Source organism: Xanthomonas translucens pv. undulosa, assembly GCF_017301775.1.
Classification (GTDB): Bacteria; Pseudomonadota; Gammaproteobacteria; order Xanthomonadales; family Xanthomonadaceae; genus Xanthomonas_A; species Xanthomonas_A translucens.
This window is the reverse complement of sequence record NZ_CP063993.1, coordinates 2,944,235-2,965,252: the sequence shown is the minus strand read 5'-3', so window position 1 is coordinate 2,965,252 and position 21,018 is coordinate 2,944,235. Positions and strand designations below refer to the sequence as shown.

Annotated in this window: 18 protein-coding genes and 1 pseudogene; 13 read left to right on the top strand and 6 right to left on the bottom strand. The window is 70.7% G+C overall.

Going from position 1 to position 21,018, the window contains the following annotated elements:
• Nucleotides 1–211 precede the first annotated feature (211 nt).
• Nucleotides 212–748, top strand: a complete 537-nt coding sequence (locus ISN38_RS12530) for a fasciclin domain-containing protein (RefSeq protein WP_047325688.1) — start codon at nt 212–214, stop codon at nt 746–748.
• 120 nt (nt 749–868) lie between these two features.
• Here the strand turns inward: ISN38_RS12530 and ISN38_RS12525 are convergent, their stop codons facing one another.
• From ISN38_RS12525 to ISN38_RS12515, 3 genes are all read right to left on the bottom strand, one after another.
• Complete coding sequence (locus ISN38_RS12525; protein ID WP_206711836.1) at nt 869–2,311, bottom strand: UdgX family uracil-DNA binding protein; 1,443 nt, start codon at nt 2,309–2,311, stop codon at nt 869–871.
• Nucleotides 2,312–2,847: 536 nt separating this feature from the next.
• Nucleotides 2,848–4,092, bottom strand: coding sequence for a putative DNA modification/repair radical SAM protein (locus ISN38_RS12520; RefSeq protein ID WP_047325339.1), 1,245 nt, complete (start codon nt 4,090–4,092; stop codon nt 2,848–2,850).
• 74 nt (nt 4,093–4,166) lie between these two features.
• Nucleotides 4,167–4,997 carry a DODA-type extradiol aromatic ring-opening family dioxygenase gene (locus ISN38_RS12515; RefSeq protein ID WP_108085187.1) on the bottom strand — a complete coding sequence of 277 codons (831 nt, stop codon included), beginning with the start codon at nt 4,995–4,997 and terminating at the stop codon, nt 4,167–4,169.
• Between the two features lie 189 nt (nt 4,998–5,186).
• Here ISN38_RS12515 and ISN38_RS12510 point away from each other — a divergent pair, with 189 nt between their 5' ends.
• A complete protein-coding gene (locus ISN38_RS12510; RefSeq protein WP_003465699.1) occupies nt 5,187–6,095 on the top strand; it encodes a LysR family transcriptional regulator in 909 nt (302 codons plus the stop codon).
• Between the two features lie 128 nt (nt 6,096–6,223).
• Entirely contained in the window at nt 6,224–6,793 is a 570-nt protein-coding gene (locus ISN38_RS12505) for a flavodoxin family protein (protein WP_047325340.1), read from the top strand.
• Between the two features lie 91 nt (nt 6,794–6,884).
• Here ISN38_RS12505 and ISN38_RS20860 read toward each other — a convergent pair whose 3' ends face one another.
• A complete protein-coding gene (locus ISN38_RS20860) occupies nt 6,885–7,025 on the bottom strand; it encodes a hypothetical protein (RefSeq protein WP_003465703.1) in 141 nt (46 codons plus the stop codon).
• 31 nt (nt 7,026–7,056) lie between these two features.
• Nucleotides 7,057–7,662: pseudogene (locus ISN38_RS12500) on the bottom strand (LysR substrate-binding domain-containing protein); the annotation flags it as partial.
• On the opposite strand from ISN38_RS12500, the gene ISN38_RS12495 reads away from it, so the two are divergent.
• From ISN38_RS12495 to ISN38_RS12450, 10 genes are all read left to right on the top strand, one after another.
• Nucleotides 7,613–7,960 (top strand): aldo/keto reductase, encoded by a 348-nt coding sequence (locus ISN38_RS12495; RefSeq protein WP_425509971.1) that lies wholly within the window; start codon nt 7,613–7,615, stop codon nt 7,958–7,960. The pseudogene ISN38_RS12500 and the gene ISN38_RS12495 overlap by 50 nt on opposite strands.
• Nucleotides 7,961–8,205: 245 nt before the next feature.
• Nucleotides 8,206–9,201: an aldo/keto reductase gene (locus ISN38_RS12490; RefSeq protein ID WP_058358770.1), complete on the top strand. Its 996-nt coding sequence runs from the start codon at nt 8,206–8,208 to the stop codon at nt 9,199–9,201.
• 73 nt (nt 9,202–9,274) lie between these two features.
• Nucleotides 9,275–9,976 carry a glycosyltransferase gene (locus tag ISN38_RS12485; RefSeq protein WP_047325689.1) on the top strand — a complete coding sequence of 234 codons (702 nt, stop codon included), beginning with the start codon at nt 9,275–9,277 and terminating at the stop codon, nt 9,974–9,976.
• 100 nt (nt 9,977–10,076) lie between these two features.
• Complete coding sequence (locus tag ISN38_RS12480; RefSeq protein WP_047325342.1) at nt 10,077–11,093, top strand: 3-oxoacyl-[acyl-carrier-protein] synthase III C-terminal domain-containing protein; 1,017 nt, start codon at nt 10,077–10,079, stop codon at nt 11,091–11,093.
• 1 nt (nt 11,094) lies between these two features.
• On the top strand, nt 11,095–12,072 hold the full coding sequence (locus ISN38_RS12475; RefSeq protein ID WP_003465714.1) for an NAD-dependent epimerase/dehydratase family protein: 978 nt from the start codon (nt 11,095–11,097) through the stop codon (nt 12,070–12,072).
• 154 nt (nt 12,073–12,226) lie between these two features.
• On the top strand, nt 12,227–13,075 hold the full coding sequence (locus ISN38_RS12470) for an MBL fold metallo-hydrolase (RefSeq protein WP_058363644.1): 849 nt from the start codon (nt 12,227–12,229) through the stop codon (nt 13,073–13,075).
• Nucleotides 13,068–14,249, top strand: coding sequence for an ATP-grasp domain-containing protein (locus ISN38_RS12465; protein WP_047325344.1), 1,182 nt, complete (start codon nt 13,068–13,070; stop codon nt 14,247–14,249). Before ISN38_RS12470 ends, ISN38_RS12465 begins: the two co-directional genes overlap by 8 nt.
• Nucleotides 14,246–15,355: a hypothetical protein gene (locus tag ISN38_RS12460; RefSeq protein ID WP_003465721.1), complete on the top strand. Its 1,110-nt coding sequence runs from the start codon at nt 14,246–14,248 to the stop codon at nt 15,353–15,355. Before ISN38_RS12465 ends, ISN38_RS12460 begins: the two co-directional genes overlap by 4 nt.
• A 306-nt stretch (nt 15,356–15,661) precedes the next feature.
• The gene (locus ISN38_RS12455; protein WP_038236491.1) at nt 15,662–16,852 is read left to right on the top strand and encodes a GGDEF domain-containing protein; all 1,191 of its coding nucleotides are present in this window, start codon (nt 15,662–15,664) and stop codon (nt 16,850–16,852) included.
• Between the two features lie 60 nt (nt 16,853–16,912).
• Nucleotides 16,913–17,926, top strand: coding sequence for a Rieske 2Fe-2S domain-containing protein (locus tag ISN38_RS12450; protein ID WP_003465723.1), 1,014 nt, complete (start codon nt 16,913–16,915; stop codon nt 17,924–17,926).
• On the opposite strand, the gene ISN38_RS12445 is transcribed toward ISN38_RS12450, so the two are convergent.
• Complete coding sequence (locus ISN38_RS12445; RefSeq protein WP_058358769.1) at nt 17,916–20,918, bottom strand: bifunctional diguanylate cyclase/phosphodiesterase; 3,003 nt, start codon at nt 20,916–20,918, stop codon at nt 17,916–17,918. The genes ISN38_RS12450 and ISN38_RS12445 overlap by 11 nt on opposite strands.
• Between the last annotated feature and the right edge of the window lie 100 nt (nt 20,919–21,018).

Here is a 21,018-nt window from a genome sequence, read left to right as displayed (position 1 = left end):
GGTCGCGGCGCCGGCAACGCGCATAGCCGCGCGGTGCGCTACTCATGCGCGATGCCCATTCATCATTATCTGGGAGGCGTGATGCAACCGCGCCAGCGCAATCGCCGTAAACCGTGTGCACGGTAACTGGCCGGGCATTCCCTCAAGGAGTCATCCCATGAAGATCCACTTGTTGGCCCTGTCCCTCGCCGGCCTCGTCTCGCTGCCCGCCATGGCCGCAACCAGGCCGGCGGCGATGCACGACCACGCCGCGATGACCGAGGCCAAACCGAATCCGATGGTCGGCGGCGCCCCGATGTACGCGACCAAGGACATCATCGACAACGCGGTCAACTCCAAGGATCACACGACCCTGGTCGCTGCGGTCAAGGCCGCCGGCCTGGTGGACACGCTGAAGGGCGCCGGCCCGTTCACCGTGTTCGCACCGACCAACGCCGCCTTCGCCGCACTGCCGGCGGGCACGGTGGACACCCTGCTCAAGCCCGAGAACAAGGAAAAGCTGACCCAGGTGCTGACCTATCACGTGGTCGCCGGCAAGCTCGATGCGACGACGCTGCTGGCGCAGATCAAGGCCGGCGGCGGCAGCGCCAAGCTGACCACCGTGCAGGGCGAACCGCTGATCGCCAAGACCCGCGGCGGCAAGGTCACCCTCACCGACGCCAAGGGCCATACCGCCCAGGTCACCACCGCCGACGTGATGCAGAGCAATGGCGTGATCCATGTGGTGGACAAGGTTTTGATGCCGTAAGCACACCTCGGGGGGTGCATTGGCATCGCGGGGACGGCTGCGGCCGTCCTCGTTTTGCGCCGTCCATTTGGCAGGTCGGGACCTGCGCGGCCGGCCCACTGCAATGACGGGCGCGCGCGCTCAGTCGCCGGCATTGCCCTCGCGCGGCGCCTGCGTCTGCCCGGCGAGAACGCGCAAGTCGTCCACGAAGCCTTGATAGGCGGCCTCGGCCGCCTCGCGGCCGCGCTGGCGCAGCACCCACGACGGATGCACCGTGGCCAGCGCACGGCTACCGTAGGTCAGCGGTTGCCACTGCCCGCGCTGCGCCATCAACGCAAAGCCGTTGCCCAGCACCGCGCGCGCCGCGGTGGCACCCAGGCATAGCACGATGCTCGGACGCACGCGTGCCAGTTCGCCGGCCAGCCAGAAACGGCAGGCTTCCACGTGCGCGCGGTCGGGATTGCGATGCAGCCGCGCCTTGCCGCGCTGCTCGAAGCGGAAATGTTTGACCGCATTGGTCACGTACAGCCCGGCGCGGGCGATGCCGAGTTCGTCCAGCGCGCGATCGAACAGGCGCCCGGCCGGACCCACGAACGGCCGCCCGCTCAGATCCTCCTCGTCGCCGGGCTGCTCGCCCACCACCATCACCGCCGCATCGTGCGGTCCCTCGCCGAACACGGTCTGCGTGGCCGGCTGCCACAGCGGACAGCGCCGACACTCGCGCGCCGCCGCGCGCAGCGCCTCGAGGCTGTCGTCGGTTGCGACCACGGCCGGTGCCGGCGGTGCGGGAATGCGCCGGCGCACCGGCTCTGGCGCACGCTCGGCCATGGCGCGCACGCGCTGCCCGGCCTCGCGGATCAGGCCCGGCAGCAACTGCGTTTCCGGCAGGTTCTTCCAGTATTTCTGCGGCATCTCCTGGCGCATCATGTCCGGGTTGAGCCGCGCCGGATTGAAGATGTTGGCGTAGTAGGTGCGCCAGAAGGCATCCTGCGCATCGTCGGCCGGCGCATCGGCGCGCTGCGCGCCGGCGCCGAACTGCAGCGCCGCGCCATCCCAGCGCACGCTGCGGTACGGGGTCAGGATCGCCCAGCGCATGCCGGCGAAACGGCGCGCGAAGAATGGCGCGACGCGATCGACGATGCGATGTTCCGGCTCGAACCAGGCGACGAACGTCTCCTCTTCGCCAGGCACCTCGCGAAAGCGCACGAACGCCTTCATCTTGTGGCTATCGCGGCGCACCGCCTGCGCCCACTGCTGCGCCCGATGCACATCGGCATCGGTGACCCGCTGCAACAGCGCCCGCTCGCCCGACGCGATCCGCCACAGCAACCGATACAGCAAGGCATGCCGCTGCGCATCGCGATGGCACAGCACCGCCCCCGCCAACGCCAGGAACTCGGCGGACACCCGAGGCGCCGCCACCGTCGCCGGCAACATGGCCACATCGGTCCCGGCCAGCAACCCAGCCTGCGTATCCCCTTCCCAGACCAACAGCTCCGGCACCACCTGCGCACACCACGCCGCCCGCGCCGCAATCCGCCACGCCTCCAGACTCCACGGCGGCACCACCTCAGCCCGAAACACGCCCACCCCTCCAAACCAGGCCACAAGAACCGGCAACGCGAGTGCCGCTCCCCACCACAGCACCCCTCCCACCATCGCAGTTGCAGTTGTGGTGGCTGTTGCTGTGGTTGTTGGTGCTCTGGCCGTCGCTGTGGCCGTTGCTCTGGCTGTGGCCGTGGCTGTGGCTATGGCCGTGGCTGTTGCTCACGCTTCTAAAACTTCCCGCCTTAAAGCGAGCCGAGCACCGCAGCGGCGAGTGGCCGAAGAGGCGCCCTTGTTTGAGCGAAGCGAGTTTGGGCGCCGTGCCGCTCGGCGCGAGGAGCGCAGGGCACCGGTGCGGCTGTATCGCACCGGCTCGTGTCGGGCGGGAGCGGTTTTGGTTACTTTTGCCAAGACAAAAGTGACTCGCGCCGACCGGCGCGAAAGCTCTTGATCTTGCTCTTGATCTTGCTTCAGCTTCAGCTTCTGCAGTTGCAGTTGCGGTTGCGGTTGCGGTTGCGGTTGCGGTTGCGGCAACCATCGCAACAACCCAGCCCCCACTTCGCCACAGCACAGCGTCAATCAAACAACCCACCCTGCCGCGGCGCCGGCGCCAACTGCGCCCGCAACCGCTGCGGATCGTCCAGGCGCCGCCGCGGATGATGATCCACCACACTGACGAATGGCAGCACCTTCTTCATCGGCATCCGCAACCGCGCCAGATCCTCGACCCGCAACCGCGCATGCCGCCGCGCCAACAACAACCGCTCCACATTGCGCGTCCCCAGGCCCGGCACCCGCAACAACATCTCCCGCGCCGCCGTATTCACATCCACCGGAAACCGCTCCGGATGCCGCAATGCCCAGGCCAGCTTCGGATCCACATCCAGATCGAGCATGCCGCTGGCCGCCTCCGGCGCGATCTCCTCCACCGAGAAGTCGTAGAACCGCAACAGCCAATCGGCCTGGTACAGACGATGCTCGCGCTGCAACGGCGGCGCCTGCAACGGCAGCTTCGAGGACGCATCGGGAATCGGACTGAACGCCGAGTAATAGACCCGGCGCAGCCGGTAATTGCCGTAGAGATTATGGCTGGTGCGCAGGATCGCGCGGTCGTTGGCCCCATCCGCGCCGACGATCATCTGCGTGCTCTGCCCGGCCGGCGCGAAACGCGGCGGCTTGGCGCTGAGCTTGCGCTCGGCCTTGCGCGCCGCCTTGCTTTCCTCGATGCGCCAGCGCAGCTCGCCCATCGCCGCGCGGATGCCGCCGACGCTCTTCTCCGGCGCCAACTGGGCCAGGCCCTGTTCGGTCGGCAGCTCGACATTGATGCTGAGCCGGTCGGCGTAGCGGCCGGCCGCGGCCAGCAGGTCCGGCGCCGCATCGGGAATGGTCTTGAGATGGATGTAGCCGGCGAAGCGATGCTCCTCGCGCAGCTGCCGCGCCACTTCCACCAGTTGCTCCATCGTGTAGTCGCTGTTGCGGATGATGCCGCTGGACAGGAACAGGCCCTCGATGTAGTTGCGCTTGTAGAAATCCATGGTCAACTTGACCACCTCGGCCGGCGTGAAGCGCGCGCGGCGCACATTGCTGGACACGCGGTTGACGCAGTACGCGCAATCGAACACGCAGAAGTTGGTCAGCAGGATCTTCAGCAGCGATACGCAGCGGCCATCGGGCGTGTACGAATGGCAGATGCCCATGCCTTCGGTGCTGCCGATGCCACCGCTGCGCAGCGAATGGCGCTGATCCGCGCCGCTGGAGGCGCAGGAGGCGTCGTATTTGGCGGCGTCGGCGAGCACGGCGAGCTTGTCGAGGGTATTCACCCGGATACGATGCCCGGCAACCGTCTCAGTCTGTGAGACGGCAATGCGCCATCGCCTTCACCGCGATGAACGACTCAGCCGGTCGCCGGCCCGGCTGGCTCAGGCGCGGCGCGCTGCGCCCCGCCATCGAACCGATACAGGTCCATCGCCAACAGGCCGGCATCGATGCCGGCATCGATGCGCTGCGCGCCCAGACCCTCCGCGCCGGCCGCGCCCATCGCGAAGTAGATCGGCAACCAGTGCTCGTCGGTGGGATGCGCGCGTTCGGCGAACGGCGCCTGGCGGCGGTAGTCGAGCAAGGCCGGCAGGTCTTCGCGCCGCAACGCCTGCTCCACCCAATCGATGAACGGGCGCACGTACGGCGCGTCCTTGCCCTCGGCGTAGCGGCCGACGTCGTGCAGGTTGTGGGTGATGCTGCCCGAGCCGATCAGTAGCACGCCCTTGTCGCGCAGCGGCGCCAGCGCGCGGCCCAGCGCCAGCTGGTGGGCGGGGCCGAGTTCCGGCTGGATCGACAGCGGCACGACCGGGATGTCGGCCTGTGGGTACAGCAGCGACAACGGCACCCACACGCCATGGTCCAGGCCGCGGCGCGCGTCCACGTAGGGCTGCAGGCCGGCGCGTTCGAGCTGCGTGGCGACCTCGCGCGCCAGCGCCGGCGCACCCGGCGCCGGGTACTGCATCTCGTGCAGCGCGCGCGGGAAACCGCCGAAATCGTGGATGGTCTGCGGCTGCGCCGCGGCGCCGACCAGCGGCCGCCGCCCCAGCCAGTGCGCCGACGCCACCACGATCGCGCGCGGACGCGGCAGCGCCGCCGCCAGTTCGGCCAGGCGCACGCCGACCAGGCCCGGATCCAGCGCGGTCATCGGCGAACCGTGCGAGATGTACAGCGAGGGCAGACGCGGCATGATGGCTTCTCCAGGAGGATGCGGCGCTGCGTGCGCCGGCCGGGACCTTGCCGCGAGCGGCGGCACCGACATGCGTTGGCGGCGTTGGCGGCGTTGGCGGCGGCCATGGCAGCGGATCCACAGGATATTCCCGACGTCAGAGGAGATAAATTACCCTGCGACCGGATATCTATTTCAGGAACGGCAACAATGGATACGCTGGAAGCGATGCGCGTGTTCGTCACCGTGGTCGACCGCAACGGCTTCAACAGCGCCGCCGAGGCGCTGGGCATGTCCACCGCCAGCGTCACCCGGCAGGTGGCCTGGCTGGAGAAGCGGCTGGGCCTGCGCCTGCTCAACCGCACCACCCGCCGGGTCAGCCCGAGCAGCGTCGGCACCGCGTATTACCAGCGCTGCCAGGTGCTGCTGGCCGAGTTCGACGACATAGAGGCGGCGGTCGGCGAGCAGGCGCTGACTCCGTCCGGCACGCTGCGCATCAACGCGCCCTTCAGCTTCAGCATCGCCCGGCTGGGGCCGCGCCTGGCCGGCTACCGCGCGCGCTATCCGCAGGTCGCGCTGGACCTGTCGCTGTCCGATCGCATGGTGGACATCGTCGAGGAAGGCTACGACATGGCGATCCGCATCACCCGCCAGGTCACCCCCACCCTGATCGCGCGCAAGCTCGGCGAGGTGCAAGCCGCTCTGTACGCCGCGCCGGCCTACCTGGAACGCGCCGGCACGCCGCGCCTGGCTGCCGACATCGCCGGCCACGAATTCCTGACCTACAGCTACATGCCGCTGGACGAGATCGCCCTGCACGGCCCCGACGGCGAGACAAGGGTGCGCGTGCAGGGCGGGCTGCGCGCCAACAGCGGCGACGTGCTGCGCGAGGCCGCCATCGCCGGCATGGGCATCGTCCTGCAGCCGGACTTCATCGCCCAGGACGCGCTGCAGGACGGCCGCCTGGTGCGGGTGCTGCCCGAGCACCGGCTCGGCCCGATCGGCGTCTACGCGGTCTATGCCAGCCGCAGTCATCTGGCACCGAAGGTGCGCAGCTTCATCGACTACCTGGTCGAAGTCGGCATCGAGCGCGACATGCACGGCGCCGCGGCGCCCTGAGACGGCGAGCGGCAGGCGCACGGCGGCGGCCGGCCGGTCGAACACAACATCCCGCGTGTGGCGATGATCGAAGCGGCGGCGCATGCGCACAATAACCGCGTTTCCCCCGTCATTTCAGGAGCTCACCGATGAGCAAGATCGCGATCGTCTATTTCAGTGGCTACGGCCATACCGTCAAGCAGGCCGAGGCAGTGCACGCCGGTGCCGCCAGCGTCGGCGCCGCCACGCTGTACCGCATCGACCAGGACGGCAACCTGGCGGACGGCGCCTGGGAAGCGATCGGCCAGGCCGATGCGATCGTCTACGGCAGCCCGACCTACATGGGCGGCCCGGCCTGGCAGTTCAAGAAGTTCGCCGACGCCAGCTCCAAGCCGTGGTTCGCGCAGGCGTGGAAGGACAAGATCGCCGCCGGCTTCACCAACTCGGCCTCGGTCAATGGCGACAAGTTCGCCACCATCGAATATTTCTGGACCCTGTCGCAGCAGCACGGCCAGATCTGGGTCGGCACCGGCCTGCTGCCGGCCAACACCAAGGCGCACGGCCCGGACGACGTGAACTGGACCGCCGGCTCCGGCGGCGCGCTGGCGATCTCGCCGTCGGACGCCTCGCCGGAAGAGGCGCCGCGCGCCGGCGACCTGGAAACCGCCAGGCTGCTCGGCCAGCGGGTTGCCGAATACGCGGCCAAGCTCAAGGGCTGAGCCGCGTACGGCGTCGCCACCGCCATGCGGGCGACGCCGGTTCCGCGTTGGCACGACCGGTGCCGGCACCGAACACCAACGGACGCGGTGGCTACCCCGCCGCCGCGTTCGCCGCGCGTAGATGGTCGATGAACACGCGCAGTTTCGGCGCCAGGTGTTCGCGCGCCGGGTAGTAGAGATGGAAACCGGCGAAGGGCTGCTGCCAGTCGTCGAGCACGCGCAGCGGCGACATCGGCGGCGACCACCGATTCGAAGCCCTGCGCCAGGCCCAGCCCGGCCAGCGCCGCGGCATGGGTCAGGCCGCTGTCGTTGAACACCAGGGTGCCGCTCACCTCCACCTCGAAATCGCGGCCGTCGCGGCTGAACTCCCAGGCCATGCGCCGGCCATTGCTCAGGCGATGCACGATGCAGTCGTGGTCGACCAGATCGGCCGGCGTGCGCGGCGGCGCATGCCGCCGGAAATAGTCCGGTGCGGCACAGATCACCTGGCGCTGCAGCGGCCCCAGCGGCACCGCGATCATGTCGCGGGCCCGGCATTCGCCCAGGCGGATGCCGGCATCGAAGCCCTCGGCCACCACGTCCACCAGCGCCGGATCCACGCACAATTCCACTTCGATCTGCGGATAGCGCGCCAGGAACGCCGGCAGCCACGGCATCACCAGTTGGTCGGCGACCACCCGCGGCAAGGTGATGCGCAGGTGCCCGGCCGGGCGTTCGCGCACCGTATCCAGGTCCAGGAACGCCGCCTCGATCTGCGCCAGGCCCGGTGTCACCCGTTGCAGGAAGCGCGCGCCATGTTCGCTCAGCGCCACCCGGCGCGTGGTCCGGTGCAGCAGGCGCACGCCCGGCTGCGCTTCCAGCGCACGCACCCTCTGCGACAGGGCCGAGACCGAGGCGCCGAGTTCGGCGGCGGCGCAGGTGGCGCTGGCCTGGCTGCTGCAGCGGCCGGGCGGCGGCGCGATCCCGATCGTCGGCGCGCGCAACCTGGCGCAGCTGGACGACAACCTCGGCGCGCTGGAACTGCAACTGGACGCGGCGCAGCTGCAGCGGCTGGATGCGGTCAGCGCGGTGGCGCATCCGTTCCCGCACGCGTTCGTGCGCCTGCCGATGCCGCGGCAACTGGTACCCGGCGGCACCCAGCTGCGGCCACATACGCCGGCGATCTGAACCGCGCCGCCGACGCGTGACGGAACGCGGCACTGACTTTGCGCAAACGTCGGCCATGGCATGGTCGGCGCCTGCGCAATCGCGGCGCGGCGCGGCGGCGCGATTGCAGGATCGGACAAGGATCCTGCGCGATCGCGATAACGCATCGCCGCGCCGCGCTCGCATCCTCCGTACCCCGCGACCACAGCGTGCGCGCCGCATCTTTTCTTCCACGTCGCTTCCCGCTTTCCAACAGGAGTTTCCCGATGCAAACCCGCACCCTCGGCCGCAACGGCCCCCGCGTGTCCGCCCTCGGCCTCGGCTGCATGGGCATGAGCGCGTTCTACGGCGGTCGCAGCGACGACGCTGCCGCGATCGCGGTGATCCATGCCGCGCTCGACCACGGCGTCACCCTGATCGACACCGCCGACATGTACGGCCCGCACACCAACGAAGTGCTGGTCGGCAAGGCGCTGGCCGGGCGCCGCGACCAGGCGTTCCTGGCCACCAAGTTCGGCATCAAGCTCGATCCCGACCATCCCAGCGTGCGCAGCGTCGACGGCCGCCCCGAGTACGTGCAGGCCGCCTGCGAGGGTAGCCTGCAGCGCCTGGGCGTGGACCACATCGACCTGTACTACCAGCACCGGGTGGACCCGAACGTGCCGATCGAGGACACCGTCGGCGCGATGGCACGGTTGGTGGAACAGGGCAAGGTGCGCTTCCTGGGCCTGTCCGAGGCCGCCGCCGGCACCATCCGCCGCGCGCATGCGGTGCACCCGATCACCGCGCTGCAGAGCGAATATTCGCTGTGGTCGCGCGATCCGGAGAGCGATCAGGTGCTGAATACGGTGCGCGAGCTGGGCATCGGCTTCGTGCCGTATTCGCCGCTGGGCCGCGGTTTCCTGACCGGGGCGATCCGCTCGCCGGAGGACTTCGAAGCCGACGACTACCGCCGCCACTCGCCGCGCTTCCAGGGCGAGAACTTCGCGCGCAACCTGCAACTGGTGGAACAGGTGCGCACCCTGGCCCAGGCCAAGGGCGTGACCCCGGGCCAACTGGCACTGGCCTGGGTGCTGGCGCAGGGCGAGGACGTGGTGCCGATCCCGGGCACCAAGCGCCTGGCCTACCTGGAAGAGAATCTGGGCGCGCTGCAGGTGACGCTAAGCGCGGCCGAACGCGCGCAGATCGAGGCGATCTTCCCGGCCGACGCCGCCGCCGGCACCCGCTACCCGCCGGCGATGATGGCAACGCTGCAGCGCTGACCCACGCTGCGCGGTCGCGGCGGCGGCGCGGGCGGATTTGCCCGCACCGCCGCCGCGCCGCATGATGCGGGGCGTGATCTCGTTCATCGTCCCCGCCCACGACGAAGCCGCCCTGATCGGCGACACCCTGGCGTGGCTGCATATCGCCGCCGACGCCTTGCGGCTGGACTACGAGACGCTCGTCGTCGCCGACGCCTGCAACGACGACACCGCGCAGATCGCGCGCCGCCACGGCGCGCAGGTGCTGGACGTGCAACTGCGGCATATCGCCGCCACCCGCAATGCCGGCGCCGCCGCCAGCCGTGGCCGTTACCTGCTGTTCGTCGATGCCGACACCCGCGTCAACACGCCGCTGCTGGCCGCGGCGCTGCGCGCGCTGCACACCGGCGCGGTCGGCGGCGGCGCGCAGGTGCAGCTGCTCGGCGACATCGCCTGGCACGAACGCATGGCGCAAACCGTGTTCGCCTGGCTGTTCCGCCGCACCGGCATCGCCCCGGGCTGCTTCCTGTTCTGCACGCGCAGCGCGTTCGACGCCGCCGGCGGCTTCGACGAACGCTACTACGCCGGCGAGGACGTGGCGCTGAGCCGCGCGCTGGCACGGCGCGGGCGCTTCGTGATCCTGCGCGAGCCGGTGCACACCTCCGACCGCAAACTGCGCAGCTTCAGCAAGCGCGAGCACCTGGGCCTGCTGCTGCAGCTGCTGCGCCGCGGCCGCGGCATGCTGCGTTCACGCGACGCGCTCGGCTTCTGGTACGGGCAGCGCCGCGGCCGCTAGCGCACGCGCTCCATTCGCGGGCAGGACGCGCCGCCGCGGCGCGGTTGCCGGCGCCGATCCGCTGGCAGTACGCTGCGTCTCCTTTGCCCGAGCTTTGGCAATGACCGTCGCCCCCAGCAGGCCCATCGCGGTGCGCATCCTCGGCACGGGCGACTATCTGCCGGCGCGGCAAGTGGCCTCGGACAGCTTCGACCGGCGTTGGGGCAAGCCCGCCGGCTGGACCCTGCGCCATGCTGGAGTCGGCGTGCGCCACTACGCCGGCGCCAACGAACCGGCCTCGCTGATGGGCGAACGCGCTGCGCGCGCGGCACTGGCGGCGGCGCAACTCGAACCGGACCAGGTCGATTGCGTGATCTCCGCCTGCAGCGTGATGGAACAGGCGATCCCGTGCAGCGCCGCGCTACTGCACGCGCGGCTCGGCCTGCAGGGCAGCGGGTTGCCGGCGTTCGACATCAACGCCCCCTGCCTGAGCTTCATCGCCGCGCTGGATCTGGCCGCCTGCGCGATCGCCGCCGGCCGCTACCGGCGGGTGCTGATCGTGTCCAGCAAGATCGCCAGCGTCGGCCTCAATGGCGAGGACATGGACACCGCGCCGCTGTTCGGCGACGGCGCCGCGGCGGCGGTGCTGGGCGCGGACAGCGGCGACAACGGCTCGCAGCTGCTGGCCGCTTACCTGGAAACCTATTCCGAAGGCATCGAGCATTGCCGGGTCCGCGCCGGCGGCGCGCGCCTGCGTCTGGAACATGGCATCGACGCGTTGCGCGCCGGCTCGCTGTTCGAAATGAACGGCCGCGCCACCTACCGGCTCGCCGCGGCGAAGTTGCCGGGGTTCCTGCAGCGGCTGCTGGACAAGGCCGGCGTCGAACTGGCGCAGTTGCAGCGGATCGTGCCGCACCAGGCCAGCGCCAAGGCGCTGCGGCATCTGCAGGGCGCGCTGCGGCTGGCGCCGGACACGCTGGTCAACGTGATCGGCGAACGCGGCAACCAGATGGCCGCCTCGATCCCCAGCGCCCTGCACCAGGCCATCGCCGACGGCCGCATCGTGCGCGGCGACCTGATCGGCCTGGTCGGCTCCGGCGCCGGGCTGGCGTTCGGCGGCGCGGTGCTCAGGTACTGACATGGCGCGCATCCTGGTTACTGGCGCCTCCGGCTTCATCGGCGCGCACATCGTCCGCACGCTCGCCGCAGACGGCGCGCAGGTCCGCGCCAGCGGCCGCAATGCCGCCGCGCTGGCCGCCTTCGCCGGCGATCCGCGCATCGACGTGGTCCGCGCCGACCTGTGCCGCGACGATCTGGCACCGCTGCTGCACGGCTGCGCTGCGGTGATCCACTGCGCCGCGCTGTCCGCGCCGTGGGCCAGCGCCGAGCTGTTCCGCCAGGCCAACGTGATCGCCACCGGGCGCCTGCTCGCCGCCGCGCAGCGCGCGCAGCTGCGCCGCTTCGTGCACTTCAGTTCGCCGAGCATCTATTTCCGCTTCGCCGACCAATACCAGGTGACTGAGGACTTCAGCCCGCCGGCGCGCTGGATCGGGGGCTATCCGCAGACCAAGTGGGAGGCGGAGGAAAAAGTGCGCGCCGCCGCCGCGGCTGGGCTGCCGGCATTGGTGCTGCGCCCGCGCGCGGTGTTCGGCCCCGGCGACAACGCGATCGTGCCGCGGCTGCTGGCGGTGGCGCAGCGCGGCTGGTTCCCGCTGGTGCACGGCGGACGCGCGATGATCGACGTGTGCTGCGTGGAGAACGCGGTGGCCGCGGCGCTGGCCGCACTGCGCGCCGAACACCTCGGCGACGGCCGCGCCTACAACATCAGCAACGGCACGCCGATCGCGGTGCGCGACCTGCTCACCGCGTTGTTCGCGGCATTGCAACTGCGCGTGCGCCTGCTGCCGGTGCCGCGCCGCCTGGCCCTGGCGCTGGCCACCGTCGGCGAACAGATCGCGCTGCGCCGGCGCGGGCAACCGGAGCCGCGGCTGAGCCGCTACGGCATCGGCGTGCTCGGCTATTCGCAGACGCTGGACATCGGCCGCGCCCGGCGCGAACTCGGCTATGCGCCGGTGCTGTCCACCGAGGCCGGGATCGCGGCCCTGGCGCGCACGTGAGCCAACGTCGGCAAGCGCCTGGCCAGCCCCCGGCCTACGCAGGCGCACGCGTGTTTGCACGTGCGGGAGGGACTTCAGTCCTGACGCGACTTACCCGCCAAAGCGTCGCGGCCGAAACATCGCCCACCCATCGCGCAGCCGGGCGGGAACGCACATGAGCGCAGCGACGCTGCGCTGGCGTCTGTACGAAGCCGGCCACTGCACCCATCCCGAATGCGCCACGCGCCGCGACGCGACGCTGGCGCCCTGCCAGTTCCCGGCGCTGGCGGCGCTGCTGCAGCATCCGGTGCACGGCAACCTGCTGTTCGACACCGGCTATTCGCAGCACTTCCTCGCCGCCACCGCGCATTTTCCCGAGCGGCTGTACCGCCTGTTGACGCCGGTGCACCTGGCGCCGGGCCAGTCGTTGCGCGAACAGCTGGCCGGCGACGGCATCGACACGGCGGCGATCGACTGGATCGTGCTGTCGCATTTCCATGGCGACCACATCGGCGGCGTGGCCGACTTCGCGCAGGCGCGCATCGCCTGCGCGCAACAGGCCTGGGACGATCTGCAGCGGCGCGGGCGGCTGGCGGCACTGCGCGAAGGTTTCCTGCCGGCACTGCTGCACGGCGCGCGCGAACGCATGCACTGGTTCGAAGCACTGCCGGCCTGCCCGGGACCGGCGGCGCTGCGCGGCTTCGGCACGCGGCGCGACCTGTTCGGCGACGGCAGCGTGCTGCTGGTGCCGCTGCCCGGGCACGCTCTCGGCCACTACGGGCTGTGGTTCGAGGACGCGCACGGGCCGGTGTTCCTGGTCGCCGATGCAGCCTGGTCCAGCGCCGCGATCGCCGACGGCACGCTGCCGCCGGCGCTGGTCACCCACTTGCTCGGCGAACACCGCGTCTACCGCGACACGCTGGCGCGGCTGCACGCCTTGCGCCTGGCCGAACCGACGCTGCGCATGGTGCCCTCGCATTGCCGGCAGTGGCGGCCTGCTGCCGCCGCGAGCATCGATGGCTAACGCACCGGCCGTCCTGATCACCGGCGCACGCGCACCGGTGGCGCTGGACCTGGCGCGCCGCTTCGCCGCGCAGGGCTGGCGCGTGCATCTGGCCGACAGCGTGGCCTGCCGCATTTCCGGTTGGTCGCACGCGGTCGCCGCCCGCCATCGCATCGCCCCGGCACGCTACGCGCCGGCCGCCTACATCGCCGACCTCAACGCGCTGGTCGCGCGCCAACGCATCGCGCTGCTGCTGCCGACCTGCGAGGAAGTGTTCTACCTGGCCCGCTACCGGCATGCCTTGCCGACGCAGCTGGACGTACTGGTGGACGCGTTCGACACGCTGCGCGCGCTGCACAGCAAATGGCACTTCCTGCACCTGGCGCGCGCTATCGATGCCGACGTGGACGTGCCCGACAGCATGCGCGTGCGCAGCCTGGAGCAGGCGCGCGACTGGTCCGGCCGCGCGCCGCTGGTCCTGAAACCGGAATACTCGCGCTTCGGCGTGCACGTGCGCGTGCATCCGCACGGCCTGCCCGCCGCGGCGCCGCCGCTGCCCGAACAGGGCGACTGGGTCGCCCAGCGCTATTGCGCCGGCGAGGAACGCTGCTCGTACGCGGTGGCGCGCAACGGCGTGCTGCTCGCGCATGCGGTGTACCGGCCGCGCTACCGGCTGCAGCGCAGCTCCAGCTACTACTTCGACGCCGCGCCGGCCCCGCAGATCGAACGCTTCACCGCGCAGCTGGTGCGCTCGCTGCGCTTCAGCGGACACCTCTCCTTCGACTGGATCGTCTCGGCGCAGGGCCGCTACAGCGTGATCGAATGCAATCCGCGCGCGACCAGCGGCCTGCATTTGTTCGCCGCCGCCGATCCGCTGGTCGCGGCGCTGGACGGCAGCTGCCGCGACCCGGCGGCGATCGTGCGCCCTGCGCCGACGCGCGCGGCGATGCTCGGCCTGTTGATGCTCGGCGTCGCATTGCCGGCGGCGCTGCGCCATGGCCGCCTGCCGCAATGGCGGCACGACTACGCCCGCGCCGACGACGTGCTCGCCCCGCGCGGCGATCGGCGCCCGCTGACCGGCGCGCTGTGCGACCTGGGCAGCCATGCGCGGCTGGCACTGGCGCAGCGCTGCAGCGTGCGCGAAGCCTCCACCCGCGATACCGAATGGGACGGCCAGGCCCTGCCGCCACCATGAACGGCGCCGCCGAGGCCGGCAGCGACTACACCGTGCAGGCGCAGCGCTTCGCCGACCTGCATGCCGGCCGCGACGCGCAGCATGTGGCCGGCAACCTGTACGCACGCATCGACATGCTGCAGGCCGGCACGCTGTCGATGCCGGTCACGGTCAGCGAGCAGCGCGCGGGCAACGCATGGGTATGTTCGCCGCGCACCACCTATGCCGACTACGCCGCCGAGGAGGCCGTGCGCCTGTTGCCGCGCGCGCTGGCCGCGCCGCTGCGCGGAGTGTGCGGCGGCATCGGCGCCTGGCTGGACTGGGCGCAGATCGACCGCGCGGTCACCCTCAACAACTGGCTGCTATCCACCAACCTGTATCCGCCGCTGCCGCGCGAAGGCCTGGGCGCCCTGCTGGACGCGGCGCGCACGCGCTGGCCCGACCATGCGCTGTGGTTCCGCTCGGTCAACCGGGTGGACACAGCGCAGTGGCTGGATGCACTGCAGGCGCAAGGCTTCACCCTGATCGGCAGCCGCCAGGTGTATCTGTACGACGACTGGCCGGCGCTGCTGCAGCACCGCGACCTGGCCCGCGATCTCAAACTGACCGCACGCACCGACCTGCAGCGCTGCGGCAACGCCGCCATCGGCGAGGCCGACTACCCGCGCATCGCCGCGCTGTACGCGCAGCTGTACCTGGACAAGTATTTGCGCTGCAATCCGGCCTACCGCGCCGCGTTACTGCGCGCCTGGCACCGCGCCGGGCTGCTGCACTTCGACGGCTTTCGCGACGCGGGCGGCGAGCTGGTCTGCATCACCGGCCTGTTCGGCGTGGGGCAGACGCTGACCGCGCCGATCGTCGGCTACGACCTGCGGCAACCGCAACGGCTGGCGCTGTACCGCACGCTCACCGCCTGCGGGTTCGAACATGCGCTGCGGTACGGATGCCGACTGAATCAGAGCGCCGGCGCGGCCAGCTTCAAGCGCCAGCGCGGCGGCATGCCGGTGATCGAGTACAGCGCGGTGGATGCGCGCCACCTGCCATTGCGCCGGCGCCAGCCGATCGCCGCGCTCGGCGTGCTGACCGAGCGTATCGGCGTGCCGGTGATGCGCCGCTATCGATTATGAACGACCGGCATGCCGGTGCCCGCAAAGTCGCAACGGCATGGACTAAAGGCCACGCACTCACCGCCGATATCACGGCAAGCACAAACGTTAGCGCCAGGAACCCAGATGCACCGAATCGCCCCTTGCCGTCGAGCTGTGCCGCGCCTGCAAAACCAAGCCGGCGTGCGCAGCAACAGCGGCCTGCCGCGCACGGCATCTGGAAACGCTTGCAACGGGAAAACCACTGCAAACGGGCAGCTCGCATATTCTCCCCGCCCTATACTGGGCGGCATCTAAAAATCGCTTCCGCCGCGGACCGGGGGACCTGTGGATTCGATCACACACCTGGCTCACGCTGGCACCTTGCTGATCGTCAATGCCTTGCTGGCGGCGGTCTCGTCGGCGGTGTTCCTCGCCATTCATTTGACCGGGCGCAAATCCCAGCACAGCTGCGGATTGCTGCTGCTTGGCCTGAGCTACGCCGCATTCGCGGCGGGCTTTGCCGCACTCGTGCTACCGACGGGGTGGCCGGCGCACGACGCCGCCCTGGGATTGATCGGCAACTTGACGATCGATGCCGCCACGGTGCTGGAGTTGTGCGCGGTGAACGCCTATCTGCGGCGGACGCTGATCCAGCCCTGGATCCTGCTCACGGTCGCGCTGATCGGCGCGGCGGAGATCTATTGCGTGCACCGTGGAGGCGAGAATCTCAGGATCATGGTGATTTTCGGCTGCACTCTGCGCGGCCTGTTGACCGTCGCCACCGGCATGGCCTTGTGGCGCCATGCGGACGCGGAGATGCGCACCGCGGCGCGCTTCACGGCCGCGTTCCACTTCCTGTGGGCCTTGATGCTACTGCTGCGCATCGTCTGGTGGACGATCCACCCGTCCGCGGACACCCGCTACGACCCGACGTCGAAATTCGGCCTGCTCTCGCGCATGATCCTGACCTCGATCATCACTCCAGGGTTCCTGTGGATGCTGGCGCGGAAAATGAACGCGGAACTGATTCGCCATGCCACGCTGGACTCCCTGACCGGCGTGGCCAACCGCCGCATCATGTGGGAAAAAGGCGAATCGGCCACGCAGGACGCGCGCGACAGGAACGCGCCGATCGCGGTGCTGATGATCGATGTAGACAATTTCAAGTCGATCAACGACCGCCTGGGCCATACCGTCGGCGACCAGGTGCTGATCGCCATCGCCGATACGCTTGCGCGGCATATCCGCAGCCCGGACTTTCTGGCCCGCGTCGGCGGCGAGGAATTCATGGTGCTGATCCCGCATGGCGACGAATCGGTAGTGCGCGACATCGCCGAACGCTTGCGGCGCGTGGTCGAACGCCAGGACATCGCGCCTCCCTCCAGCGCCGCGCTGGTCTGCACGGTCAGCATCGGCTACTGCATTTCGACGCATGCGCAGATCGAGTGGCAGAAGCTGGTCGTCATCGCCGACCAGGCGCTGTATGCGGCCAAGCACGGCGGACGCAACCGAGTCACCGGGACGGTCGTCGCGTAGTGCGTCGCGTTCGAGCGTGCATCCGCACATCCGCCTGCCGCGCATGCGACGCTAGCCGCCATGAACGCCTGGCATCCCTCTTTGTACCGACACTGGTTCGCCGTGGCCCGCGCCGACGCAGTGCGGCAGCGGCCGCTGGCAGTGACGGTGATGGACCGGCATGCGGCGATCGCGCGCTGCGCCGACGGCAGCCTGCTCGCGCTGGAGGACCGTTGCCCGCACCGGCACGCGGCGCTGTCGGCCGGCTGCGCCAGCGGCGACGGCCTGGCCTGTCCGTACCATGGCTGGCGCTTCGGCCGCGACGGTGCGCTGCGCGAGATTCCCGGCATGCCGACCGGGCAGGCGCTGCCGGCGGTGCGGGTGCGCGCATTCGCCGCGCGCGAGCATGACGGGCTGATCTGGCTGCGCGCGGACCCCGAAGGCGACGCCGAGCCCGCACCGCTGGTGCGGGCATTGCAGCCATCGGCGCGGCGCTTCCTGTGGCGCACGCGCTGGGAAGCGCACGTGGTCGATGCGCTGGAGAACTTCCTCGATCCGTTGCATACCCACCTGCTGCATCCGGGGCTGGTGCGCCACGGCGGCGCGCGCAGCGCGATGCGCGCCTGCCTGCACACCACGGCCGAGGGCTTCCACGTGGACTACGCCGGCGCCGCCGCGCAGAGCGGCTGGCTGTACCGCCTGTTCGAATCGCCGCGCACGCTGGAACGCGCGCATTTCGCCGCGCCCGGCACCGCGCAGATCGAATACCGCTACGCCCGCAGCGGCCGCGTGCGGATCAGCCTGCACTTCACCCCGGTCGGCCCGCGCAGTACCGAGGTGTTCGCCAGCTTGCACGTGGACGGGCGCTGGGCGCCGGCGTGGGCGGTGCGCTGGCTGGTGTGGCCGCTGCTGCGCAAGGTCGGCGAGCAGGACCGGCGCATGCTCGCGTTGCAGTCGCACAACCTGCAACGCTTTCCCGGCGTGCGCGGCGCCTGCACCGCACTGGATCTGGTGCGCGAACCCTTGCGCCGCTATTGGGACGGAGAGCCGCTGCCCGCGCCGGGCGCGCAGCACGGCATCGACCTCATGTTGTGACCGCGTCGCGCGGGCCGAGCGCGCCGATCACCTGCGCCAGCGGCGCCGGCCGGCCCAGCAGATAGCCCTGCACATGGTCGCAGCCGTGCGCGCGCAGCCACTGCAGCTGTTCCTCGGTTTCCACGCCTTCGGCCACCACGTCCAGGCCCAGGCTGCGGCCGAGCGTGAGCAAGGCCTCGCAGATCGAGGCGTTGCGCGCGTCGCGATGCACGTCGGCGATGAAACTGCGGTCGATCTTCAGCGTGTCCAGCGGCAGATCGCGCAGGTAGGCCATGCTTGAGAACCCGGTGCCGACATCGTCCAGCGCCACGCTCACCCCCAGCGCACGCAGCTGCCGCAGCACTTCCAGCGCCTGCTGCGGCTGCCGCATCAGGCTGCTCTCGGTCAGTTCCAGGTGCAGGCCGTCGGCGGCCAGCCCGGCCGCGGCGCAGGCCTGCATCAGGTCCGCGACCAGGTCGCCGTCGAAGAACTGCAGCGCCGACACGTTCACCGCCACCGGCAGGTCGGCCCAGCCATGCAACGCCAATTGCCGCCGCGCCTGCGCGGCGGCCTGCATCACCCAGCGGCCGAGCGGCAGGATCAGCCCGGTGTCCTCGCACAGCTGGATGAAATGATCCGGGGCGATATAGCTGCCGTCGGCCTGCGGCCAGCGGATCAGCGCCTCGAGCAGGCGCGGCGCACCGCTGCCGGCGTGCATGATCGGCTGGAAATGCAGTTCGAACTCCTGCCGCGCGATCGCCTGATGGATGCGCCCGGCCAGGCGCAGGCGTTCGCCGATGCACGCGGACATGCTGCGCTCGAAACGGACCACGCTGCGCCCCTCGGCCTGCGCCGCATGCGCGGCCTGCGCGGCGCTGCCGATGGTCTCCTCGGCGCCTGCGGCATCGTCCGGGCATAGCGCCACGCCGACGTGCGCCTGCAACTGCTGGGTGAAAGCGCCGCCCTGCACCGGCGCCGACACCGCCTCAAGCAAGGCCTGCAGCGCCTGCGGCAGCTGCTGCGCATCCAGCACCGCCAGCACGAAATCCTGCGACGGCTGGTGCGCGGTCAGGCCGAAGCGTTCGCCCAGCCCGCGCAGCCGCTGCGCCACCGCGCAGCGCACCGCATCGCCAGCGGCCTGGCCCAGCGTGGCGCCGATCAGCGCCAGCCCGCGCAACTGCACGTAGGCCACCGCATAGCCGGCCTGGTGGCGCGCGTCCAGCGCCTCGGCCAGGGCGCGCGGATTGAGCAGGCCGGTGGTGACGTCGTGGCTGGCGCGGAACGCCAGCTCGCGCTCGTCCGCCATGCGCTGGCTGACGTCCTCGGCCAGGATCAGCCGCGCCGGCACGCCGCCGAAGTCCAGGTCCGCGCTGTGCGTCCGCACCGACAGCAGGCTGCCGTCCTTGCGCTGGTGGGTCCACACGCTCGGCGCGTCGAAGCCTTCGCGCGGCATGCGCACGTCCTGCAGCAGCCGTTCGGCCTCGCTGCGCGGGCGCAGGTCGAGCAGAGTCATGCCGAGGAATTCTTCGCGGCTGTAGCCGTACTGACGGATCGCCGCCTGGTTCACTTCCAGGAAGCGCAGGCTGTCCACCGCGAACAGCCAGAACGGCAGCGGGTTGCGCTCGAACACCAGGCGGAACTGGCGCTCGGCGTCGAACAGCCGCGCCTGCGCCTCGAGCCGCTCGCTGACGTCCTGCACCGCACCGGTCATGCACAGCCCGTCGCGGCCCTGCACCCGCGCACCGCGCGCGGCCAGCCAGCGCAGGCCGCCATCGGGCGTGTGCATGCGGTACACCACGTTGTACTCGCCCTTGCCCTGCAGCGCCTGGTCGTACAACTGCTCGATCCGCGCGCGATCGTCGTCGTGCACCCGGGCCAGGAACGCGGGCAGGCTCATGCGCAGCTTCGGCGACCCGAACAGGGCGCCAGTCGGCTCGGCCAGCAGCAGGTGGCCCCGATCGGCCTCGACCCGCCAGGTGCCGATGCCGCCCATCTCGTGCGCCAGGCGCAGCTCCTGGTCGCCGCGGCGCAAGCGCTCCAGCATCTGCCGCTGGCGACCCTCGGCGCGGCGCAGGCTGCCCAGCAGGTAGCCGAACCCGGCCAGATACAGCAGATAGACCGACAGCGCCGCGCCGGCGAACCACCACCACGGCGCCAGCGCCTCGCGCACCGACAGTCCGGCTACCGCCAGCAACGGATAGTCGCCTCCACCGCTCACTGCCAGCATGCGCGCCTGCTGGCCGAACACCGCATGGTGCATGCCCATCGCGCTGCCCTGCGGCCGCCCGCGCACCAGGCCCAACGGCAGCCGCACGCGGGTGCCGATGGGCCCGGCAGCGGCGCTGCTGGCCGCAAGCAGCAGGCCATGCGTATCGGTCAGCGCGACCACCCCGTCGCGCCCGGCATCGACCCCGCCGACGATGCGTTGCAGCGCCGCGACCCGCCAATGCGCCACCACCCAGTCGCCCGATGCCAGCGGCAGCGCAAGCGTCACCACCGCTTGCCCGTCGGCCAGGCGACGGCACGGGCCGACGAACACGTCCTCGCCATTGCGGCGCGAGCCCAGCGCCCATTCGCGCAGGGTCGGATCGCCTGGCCCGCCGAACCTGCGCTGGCCCTGCGCATCCAGCAGCGCGACGTCGTGCAGTTCCGGATGGCGCCGCAACAACCCGCGCAGCGATGCCTCGATCAGCTCCGGCGCGCGCGCGGGCGCGTCGGCCAGCAGCGTTTGCGCGCCCACGCCTTCGCCGCGCAGGGCCTGGCTGAGGTTGTCCAGCTCCAGCTGCAGCAGGCGGTCGGCGCCGGTCGCCAGCGCCAGGCTCTGCCGCTGCGCGGCGGCCAGGCGGTTGCCGCGATCCTGCACCAGCACATAGGCCAGCCCGCAGGCCAGCAGCAGCGCCAAGGCCAGGCCCCAGACCAGGATCGCGCGCAGCGGCGCGCGCAACGCACGCCGCAGGCGCTGCCGGAAGCGGACCTCGTAGAGCTTGTCGGCGGTGGCGAAACGGCGCTGCATCGGTCCTGCATAGAGCGGCCCAGGTGCGGCGATCTTGACCGGACGGCGGCGCCGCGACGCAGGCCGTCCGCCGCAGCGCCGATACCGTTCAGCTTTGTCG